The following is an 8,758-nucleotide window of genomic DNA, read 5'->3' as shown; positions in this document are numbered from 1 at the left end:
GGAGTTCTTTTGCATCGCGTTACGGCTATTTATATTTGCTTCTTTTATCATACTTCTCGTTTGATCCTTTTGATCGGTCTCTCGCTTGTTCAGACCCCATCCCCCTAACTTAGGGGGCGAAGGAAAGCGACAGGAACTGTCAAAACTGCCGGCAAAGATATAACAATCTTTTGAAACGGCCAAATATTGGTAAAAGTTTTCTACCAATATCTTTTTATCATAGTTTTGACGAGTAAACGAAGTTTTTTCCAAAAAACTTTTCGATCCCGACAGGCTCCTCTTTAAATAGACCGAAAAAAGCACTGCCACTTCCGCTCATCTGTGCATAAACTGCTCCGGCGTTATAGAGGGCGACCTTGATGGCACTCAACTCCGGATAACGGGAAAGAATCGGCGTCTCAAAATCATTTGATAACATCTCGCGCCATTGCTCAATAGGTTCTCGGACGATGTCACGACAGCATGTGTTTGGTCGGCTGGGTACGAGAGAGGTATAGGCCTCGCGTGTCGAAATGGCGACGTCGGGTTTGACGATGACAATGTAGTAATTGTGCAGCTGTTTGGCTAGCTCGTCAATAGGGGAGAGGTGGTCTCCGATTCCCGTGGCGTAAGCGGGGCGGGCGGTAATGAAAAAAGCACAGTCGGCTCCTAATTTGGCGGCATACTGCTGCATCTTCTCATTAGTAAGATTCAGGTCAAAGAGTTTGTTGAGCATCCGAAGCGTGAAAGCTGCATCGCTTGATCCACCGCCTAAACCGGCTTGCGAGGGGATTTGCTTGTGTAAATGGATTTGCACTCGGCCGAGTTGGTGGTCGCGAGCCAACAGACGAAAGGCTTTGACGACAAGATTGTCTTGCTGGTTGCCTTCGATAGCATGTCCTGTGATTGTTAGCTCGCACCGCGGGTCAGATGGGGACTGCTCTTCTATCCGTGTGATTTCGAGCGTATCGCATAGTGGGATGGGGTAGAATATGGTTTCAAGATCATGATAGCCGTCGGCACGTCGGGCTACGACATTAAGGCCTAAATTGATTTTGGCACAGGGAGATGTAATCATTGTCGTTTGTTTTTTGTTTTTGCAAAAATAGTAAATTAAGCGGAAAGATCGGGATCTTTTTCGTACTTTTGCAGCCTATATGACAATCCTCAAATAATATGCCGGAAAATAAAGAAAGGGGTAAGAAGAAGTCGGTTACGATGATCGACACGCGTTATGGTCACTTGCAACCGCAGGCTTTGGATATCGAAGATGTGGTGCTTGGTGCGCTGATGATAGATAAAGATGCTTTCTCGATTATCAGCGAGATTATTCGTCCCGAAACTTTTTATGAGCCTCGTAACCAGAAAATTTTTACCGCGATCAGGCATCTTAACATGAATGAGCGACCAGTGGATATTCTCACCGTCACGGAGGAACTGAAGCGTGAGGGAACGTTGGAGGATGTTGGAGGTGGTGCACGTATTGTCGAATTGAGTTCGCGCGTAGCTTCGTCGGCCCATATTGAGTATCACGCCAATATTTTGGCTCAGAAATTCCTGGCTCGTCAGCTCATTACGTTTGCCGGCCAAATTGAAAGTGAGGCTTTTGACGAGACTTCAGATATCGCCGAACTGATGCAACACGCCGAGGGACGACTGTTTGAAATCTCTCAGAAGAATATGCGGCAGGATTATACGCAGGTGGAGCCTGTCGTACGTCAAGCCGTGGAAATCTTGCAAAAAGCATCTGCCAGTAGTGGTGGTTTGACGGGAGTGGCCTCGGGGTTTACAAAATTAGACAATATAACTTCGGGTTGGCAGCCGTCGGATTTAGTGATTATTGCCGGTCGGCCGGCGATGGGTAAGACTTCATTTGCATTGAGCATCGCCAAGAATGTAGCTGTGGATTATGGGGAACCGATCGCCTTTTTCTCGCTCGAAATGAATAATGTGCAACTGGTCAATCGCCTCATATCCAATACTTGTGAGATTGCCGGCAACAAAATGTTGAGCGGCCAGCTTACGCCCGACGAATGGGAGCGATTAGACAAGAATTTGCAGAAGCTGAAAGATGCACCTTTATATATTGATGACACACCAGGATTGTCGGTCTTTGAACTTCGGACCAAAGCTCGCCGATTGGTTCGGGAGAAAGGTGTGAAGGTGATTATGATCGACTATTTGCAATTGATGAACGCTAATGGTATGAAGTTTAATAGCCGGCAAGAGGAGGTTTCGACGATTTCGCGATCCCTGAAAGGATTGGCCAAAGAATTGGATATACCGATTTTAGCTCTTTCCCAGTTGAATCGAACCGTTGAAAATCGTGAAGGGCTTGAAGGAAAACGTCCGCAACTAAGTGATCTTCGCGAGTCGGGAGCTATCGAACAAGACGCTGATATGGTGCTTTTTGTGCATCGTCCAGAGTATTATCACATTTATCAAGACGAGAAAGGTAATGATCTTCACGGTATGGCACAGATCATTATAGCCAAACACCGTAAAGGTGCAACAGGTGATGTGCTTCTTACTTTCCGCGGAGAATATACTCGATTTGAGAATCCAGAGGACGGATTTGGTCATCCATCTACATTGGATTCTGGTGGAGAGATCATCGGTAGTAAAATGAATAGTGATGATGTCCCATTTGGTCCGCCGCCAATAGGGGATAATGATATGCCTTTCTGATTAAGAATCAGCACAAAAAACGATGAAATTAAAGATAGTATTTAACGATGAAATTAAAGATAGCATTTTTCTTGTTTTTTATATTCTCAATTGCTCTTTCTGCCCAGACAAACCAAGCATTGAGAGATAGTTTAACTCTAGCCTCAGATCGTTTGGCTTATCATCCCGACAGTATTGATCTGCGACTGCGTAAAGCTTCGTGGAATGTACTGTTGGAACAATGGAATTATGCCCGTGATGAATACGATTATGTTCTTCGACGGGAACCAGACAATGTAGCTGCGCTTTATTATCGTGCCTTTGTCAATGAAAAACTGGGGCGATTGAGTTTTGCTCGTTTGGATTATGAAAATCTGTTGAAACGTATTCCTGGAAATTTCGAAGCCCAATTAGGATTGGCACTGCTCAACGAGAAAGATCATCACTATACGGAGGCATTCGATCAAATCAATCGACTCGTTGACCAATTTCCCGATAACCCCGTAGCATATGCGGCTCGGGCGGGTATTGAAAAAGAGCGAAAGATGTATGAACTCGCCGAATATGATTACGGAGAAGCGATCAAACGCGATACAACCAACACAGATTATGTTCTTAATCGTTCGGATATTCGTTATTTATTAGGCAACTTTGCTGAAGCACGAGAAGATCTTGATAGAGCCGTTCAGTTAGGAATTCCTCGTGCTAATTTACGAATGTATTACCGGCGCCTGAAACAAAAAAAATAATGCCATAGCCTCAGTGGTGCGTTGAGTGGAGAGAATATAGAAATTTTTATTTATCATAATATCGATTATTGTTATTTAATGGTAGCGATTATTATTGTTGGAGACTTTGAGTTTAATCAACAAAAAAGAGATATATCGATGATTATTCGATATACCTCTTTAATAAAACTTTATTTGGAAAAGAATTTCTAAGCCTCTGTGGAAACTTCTTCGGCAACAGGTGTCGTTTCTTCTGCAACCTGCTCTGCTTGTGCTGCAACTATAGCAGCCTTTTTCTCAGCTACCTTTTTTGCTATTTCGCTATTGATTTTCTTTTCTGCTTCAAGTTCTTTATCAAGTGCATCTTTCTTAGCTCTTGACTCTTTTTCACGGACAGCATCTAAGCCTTTTTGTCTATCCTGTTTCCAAGCGTCGAACTTGCTTTGTGCAGTAGCTTCATCGAATGCGCCTTTTTTCACTCCTCCACGCAGGTGTTTCATCAAATACACGCCCTCACCTTTAAGAATATTGCGTGCCGTATCAGTTGGCTGTGCACCAACTTCCACCCAATACAATGCGCGATCGAATTTCAAATCAACAGTAGCAGGATTGGTATTAGGGTTGTAAGTACCAATCTTTTCAATAAACTTACCATCTCGTGGTGCTCTCACATCAGCGATCACAATGCTATAAAAAGCATAATTCTTACGACCACCGCGTTGCAATCTGATTTTTGTTGCCATTTTTTACTTTACTTTTAAGTTTAAATATGCTGTCAACTCGTAACAGCGGTGCAAAGATACGACTTTTAACTGGAATTCAGTCAATTGTCAATCGTGCTCCTCGTTATTTAACATTCATTAACCAGTCTACATCACACCGTTCTCACGAAGTTTAAGTTGCCATTTCCATGCCGATGCAAGCACATCTTCGAGTGGCGTTTCTGCTTTCCATCCAAGTACTTTATTGGCTTTGTCAACGCAGCCCCAAACTTTCTCGATATCTCCTTCACGGCGTGGCGCAAACGCCCAATTGACTTGCACGCCCGTAGCTTTCTCAAAAGAGTTGATGACTTCCAAGATGCTAACACCTTTTCCTGTACCAATATTGAAATATTCGATAGGATCTGTATCCATATCCAAAACGCGAGTCATTGCAGCAACATGGGCCTTGGCGAGATCCACCACATAGATGTAATCTCGAATACAAGTTCCGTCTGGCGTATCATAATCATTTCCGAAGACCTTCAATTGTTGACGGATTCCCATAGCTGTCTGCGTGACAAATGGAATCAGATTCATCGGAACTCCATTGGGCAATTCGCCAATCAAGGCCGAAGGATGCGAGCCGATCGGATTGAAATAGCGCAGCACGATGCTCTTGATCGGCGCACCACTATGAATGAAGTCACGAATAATCTCTTCATTAATTTGCTTCGTATTTCCATAAGGAGAGCATGCCGTTTGAATCGGCGCTTCTTCGGTTACAGGTAAATTCTCGTTAGAGGGTTGTCCATAGACTGTGCAACTCGATGAGAAAATGATACCTTTCGTGCCGTATTTCTGCATTAACTCAAGCAGATTCAAAAGAGAAACGATATTATTGTGGTAATACAGAAGCGGCTTCTCGACACTCTCCCCTACTGCTTTGCTTGCGGCAAAATGGATAATTCCTCGAATCTCAGGATATTTTTTGAAGACCGACTCTGTCGCGTTCTTATCCCGAAGATCCACTTGTTCAAAAGCAGGACGTACACCCGTAATTTTTTCGATGCCGTCTAAGACCTCAATGTTGGAATTAGAAAGATCGTCAATGATGACCACCTGATAGCCTGCTTCTTGCAATTCTACTGTTGTGTGCGAACCAATAAATCCGGTTCCGCCTGTTACTAAAATTGTTTGTTTCATTTCGTTGAAATTTACACGAGCAAAGGTACAGATATATTTGCAAAGCAACAAAAAATAACGAGAAAAAGGTTAGGCTATGCTCACTTTAAGAATTTCTTCTTATATTTGCATCACACAACCGAAAACGATATGAAAGCTAACGAGCAAATAATTCAGCAGATCGAACGCGCAATTAGGAAGATTGCCCAAAAATTTCCGTTGACAGAAGAAGCATCCGTTTTGACCGACATTCATCTACGCGTTTCACAGGAAAGCGGCGAGCTGCGGGCTTTTAACGACGATGAACACGAAATCACTCGGTGTATCGTCGCGCAATGGATTGACAACAAGGATGAGGATTTTTATGACGACGTGACTATTCTTCTACGCGAGATCTTGAAGCGGCTGCACGAAATAGTTGACGGCATGGGTATTTTAAAACCGTTTAACTTCATATTAGAAGACGACGATAAAGAATGTGTGGCCGAACTCTATGTCGCAGACGATGAAACAATGATTATCGGAGCTGATCTAATGAAAAATCTCGATAAAGATCTTGACGCATTCTTCAATAAATTAATGGAGAATAACTGAAAAGGAGTGACGAATACAGATCATTCAACATGCTACATTCGTCACTCGATCATTATAATTCCACTCTTTTTCTCCGTCCTTTACTCTCGTTGCTCAGTCGGTCGAGTGCCGTCACTACATAAGTATAATGTTTCTTACCGTTGGTGTAAGGCAGACGAATTTTTGTATCTCTCGTGATTGTTATGATCTTCGACGCATCATCGAGATTGATCTCTTCGTCATCAGCAAAACAATAGACCACATATTTTGTCACTTCATCGCGCCAATTTGCTTTCCGGGACCGTAGCCAGAAAGCCCACCAAGGAATTTTCGGTTCCGACCAAAAAAGAAAATATCCATCACTCGTCCAGACTAGAGCCAATGCGCGCGGCTTACGTGGACGACTATGATCTATGAAGGGCATACGCGGTTGCAAGGCCGGATAACGCCAGTAGTACGTCCGAAGCATCTGCCCATATCCCCCAACATTATCGACAACAGCTTTTGAGTACCACAGTACTGCTCCCTCAATATTTTCCATCCGGTCACGTAGGGCAAACTTGGCTGACATCTGGTTACTCTTCGGATTGGCCGGATCAGCAAATTTTACAGTTCGTTCGACATCTTCACCAATAAAAAGTGGTCGATTAGAAGCGTTTCTATTCCACCAACTGATCAGTGTTTTATAATCGGCTGTTGGATGTCCTATTTGCCAATAAAGTTGTGGCACGCAATAGTCCACCCATCCATTTTTTACCCATAAGAGTACATCAGCATATAAATCATCATAACCTTGTGTTCCGCGAGTGTCACTACCAACTCCGGGCGCTGACTGTTTGTTACGATAAATTCCAAACGGAGATACACCGAATTTTATCCACGGCTTGACACTCCGTATCGAGTCATGCATTTGTCGGATCAGTCGGTTGACGTTATCACGACGCCAATCTCCTCGATCTTTAAATCCTCTGCCGTATTGTCGATATTCTTTTTCATCATCGATCATTTGTCCAGCCACATGATAAGGATAAAAATAATCATCGATATGTAGTCCGTCTACATCATAACGTTTCACGATATCACTGGCAATCCGACAGATATACTCACGATTGAGTGGATTTCCCGGGTTAAGAATATATAAGCCATCATAAGAAAATACTCGCTCGGGATGTCGCATAGCGATGTGACGAGGAGATAAGGCTGTCGTTCCTTTTGTTTTGGCACGATAAGGATTGATCCATGCGTGCAGTTCCATCCCCCGTTTATGACATTCTGTAACCATCCATGCCAATGGATCCCAATAGGGAGATGGAGCCTGTCCTTGAACGCCGGTAAGAAATCTGCTCCAAGGCTCAAATCTACTTTGATAAAGTGCATCACATTCTGGTCTCACTTGAAAAAGATAGCATTCACGCCATCTTTTTTCAATTCGTTTAACTGTCGCGTCAACTCCTGTTGCATCCCCGCAGTAGTCATTCCCTGAAACTGACCATTCACGCTCTGGATCCATGTCCCACGAAACTCTCGTTTACGCACGGGTGCCCCGGCTTGTAAATCATTACCAAAACATACGAAAAATAGCAATAGTATGCCGATAAATCGCAATTGATTTTTCTTCATTTATATTATTCTTGCTGATCTGTTGTTGGAATTGAAGGTTTGGGAGTCAGATTGATATCCACCAATACAAGCTTATCCATCCCTTCTTTCGTCTTTACGATATGAACCCAAACTTGACGTTTTTCATCCTTGGTTGATAAGAAATAAAGACGATTCTTTCCTGTTCCCTTTGTCTTTTCAAAGAATGAAAGTGATTTTTCTTCCAAGCCCATCTCTTTTTCCAAGGCAGGAATCAGAGGTTTCAATAATTCTGTATATTTTTCCATCCGCTTCAGTTTTGCAGCCTTTCCGGTTCCAACGCGTTTAGCCAACAGTTTCCGCTTCTTATCCACAAGGGCGTTGTATTGTGTGATGAGTTCTGCTAATCCGGCGGTGGTCGGTTCGAGGTCATTGAGCGCATCAATTCTAATAAAGACAGCATCTAAGGCAATATCTGTGGCAGCGCGCAACTTTCTAATATCAAAAGTACCTGACGGAATAGCTGATTTCAATCGCGAACGATAACGCGTATCAAAATCTTTATTCGCTTTATCAAGCCGATTGACATAGGGTACTCCTCCAACCTTATTGATAATAGCTACTGTCTTAGCTTCTCGTAAATCGGCGATGAGATTCTTAATGAGACCTGTTGCTTTGTCATAATTAGCGTGTAAGATGCCCGGATAGGTCCGCAGAACACGATTGATTTCATTTGCCGCAGCCAATAATCCTGGATTGTCACTATTCAAATTTAATTCGACCAGCAGTTGCAACGCCTTGTAAGCTTTGTCACGATTTTTGTCGAGCGTACGTAATTCTTCGGTAGCCTCTTCCATTCGTGATTGATTCAAAGCTTTGTCCTCAGCTGCCAGCGCTGCTTCTAATGGCGGAAGCACACTTACCAACTTCTCGATCTTAGATTCTTTACAAATGGCAACGATGTGTTGTGCAAACTGGAAGTGCTCCATGTTTTGGAGTGAACTTAATGGTGCTGATTTAATTCGCATGGCGTTTAGGTTTTTAGTTTATTAAACAATATAGTATTTACAATCACCGATTACTCGGATGTGCAAATATAAACATTTTCTTTCAACATGAGATCTTTTTTAGCATATTTTTTTTGCTTTTTTCATCAAAAATGCTATTTTATGGCAAAATAATCGTGTTTTTGACTACTCAAATAGTTCAAGAGATCAATTTATGAAGTAGTTTGACTAAATTATTGCTCGGAAAGTGAAAATCAAGCGGATTTTGATCATCCGAGTGGTCGGAAAGTGAAAATCAAGCGGATTTTGATCATCCAAGGGGTCGGAAAGTAAAAATCAA

General features: G+C 42.9%; 8 protein-coding genes and 1 pseudogene. 3 read left to right on the top strand and 6 right to left on the bottom strand.

Going from position 1 to position 8,758, the window contains the following annotated elements; all coding sequences use genetic code 11:
- Positions 1-252 (bottom strand): hypothetical protein (locus tag JCM12259_RS17435; RefSeq protein ID WP_234396608.1); only part of this gene is annotated, 252 nt, incomplete at its 3' end.
- Positions 218-1,057: a 4-(cytidine 5'-diphospho)-2-C-methyl-D-erythritol kinase gene (ispE, locus tag JCM12259_RS11880; RefSeq protein ID WP_025066614.1), complete on the bottom strand. Its 840-nt coding sequence runs from the start codon at positions 1,055-1,057 to the stop codon at positions 218-220. The genes ispE and JCM12259_RS17435, both read right to left, overlap by 35 nt.
- Positions 1,058-1,155: 98 nt before the next feature.
- Between ispE and dnaB the strand changes: the two genes are divergently transcribed.
- Both dnaB and JCM12259_RS11870 read left to right on the top strand, forming a co-directional pair.
- Positions 1,156-2,667 carry a replicative DNA helicase gene (gene dnaB / locus JCM12259_RS11875; protein WP_025066613.1) on the top strand — a complete coding sequence of 504 codons (1,512 nt, stop codon included), beginning with the start codon at positions 1,156-1,158 and terminating at the stop codon, positions 2,665-2,667.
- Between the two features lie 47 nt (positions 2,668-2,714).
- Positions 2,715-3,395 (top strand): tetratricopeptide repeat protein, encoded by a 681-nt coding sequence (locus tag JCM12259_RS11870; protein ID WP_025066612.1) that lies wholly within the window; start codon positions 2,715-2,717, stop codon positions 3,393-3,395.
- A 188-nt stretch (positions 3,396-3,583) separates the two neighbouring features.
- Here JCM12259_RS11870 and JCM12259_RS11860 read toward each other — a convergent pair whose 3' ends face one another.
- Complete coding sequence (locus tag JCM12259_RS11860; protein WP_025066611.1) at positions 3,584-4,117, bottom strand: 30S ribosomal protein S16; 534 nt, start codon at positions 4,115-4,117, stop codon at positions 3,584-3,586.
- Positions 4,118-4,243: 126 nt separating this feature from the next.
- Positions 4,244-5,281: a UDP-glucose 4-epimerase GalE gene (galE, locus tag JCM12259_RS11855; protein WP_025066610.1), complete on the bottom strand. Its 1,038-nt coding sequence runs from the start codon at positions 5,279-5,281 to the stop codon at positions 4,244-4,246.
- Positions 5,282-5,410: 129 nt separating this feature from the next.
- Here galE and JCM12259_RS11850 point away from each other — a divergent pair, with 129 nt between their 5' ends.
- The gene (locus tag JCM12259_RS11850; RefSeq protein WP_025066609.1) at positions 5,411-5,854 is read left to right on the top strand and encodes a hypothetical protein; all 444 of its coding nucleotides are present in this window, start codon (positions 5,411-5,413) and stop codon (positions 5,852-5,854) included.
- A 52-nt stretch (positions 5,855-5,906) separates the two neighbouring features.
- Here JCM12259_RS11850 and JCM12259_RS15415 read toward each other — a convergent pair.
- Together JCM12259_RS15415 and JCM12259_RS11840 are read right to left on the bottom strand one after the other, a co-directional pair.
- Positions 5,907-7,453, bottom strand: a pseudogene (locus JCM12259_RS15415) (glycoside hydrolase family 10-like protein).
- A gap of 5 nt (positions 7,454-7,458) precedes the next feature.
- The gene (locus tag JCM12259_RS11840) at positions 7,459-8,439 is read right to left on the bottom strand and encodes a DUF6261 family protein (RefSeq protein ID WP_025066608.1); all 981 of its coding nucleotides are present in this window, start codon (positions 8,437-8,439) and stop codon (positions 7,459-7,461) included.
- Positions 8,440-8,758 lie beyond the last annotated feature (319 nt).

The sequence above is a fragment of the Hoylesella enoeca JCM 12259 genome, assembly GCF_000613405.1.
Classification (GTDB): domain Bacteria; phylum Bacteroidota; class Bacteroidia; order Bacteroidales; family Bacteroidaceae; genus Prevotella; species Prevotella enoeca.
Note: the sequence above shows the minus strand (reverse complement) of the source record. Positions and strands in the feature narration are given on the sequence as shown.

Bases quoted from the DNA above. Each gene is read 5' to 3' on its own strand.
- galE (WP_025066610.1), bottom strand. From the start codon at position 5,281: ATGAAACAAACAATTTTAGTAACAGGCGGAACCGGATTTATTGGTTCG.
- dnaB (WP_025066613.1), top strand. From the start codon at position 1,156: ATGCCGGAAAATAAAGAAAGGGGTAAGAAGAAGTCGGTTACGATGATC.
- JCM12259_RS11870 (WP_025066612.1), top strand. From the start codon at position 2,715: ATGAAATTAAAGATAGCATTTTTCTTGTTTTTTATATTCTCAATTGCT.
- ispE (WP_025066614.1), bottom strand. From the start codon at position 1,057: ATGATTACATCTCCCTGTGCCAAAATCAATTTAGGCCTTAATGTCGTA.
- JCM12259_RS11850 (WP_025066609.1), top strand. From the start codon at position 5,411: ATGAAAGCTAACGAGCAAATAATTCAGCAGATCGAACGCGCAATTAGG.
- JCM12259_RS11840 (WP_025066608.1), bottom strand. From the start codon at position 8,439: ATGCGAATTAAATCAGCACCATTAAGTTCACTCCAAAACATGGAGCAC.
- JCM12259_RS11860 (WP_025066611.1), bottom strand. From the start codon at position 4,117: ATGGCAACAAAAATCAGATTGCAACGCGGTGGTCGTAAGAATTATGCT.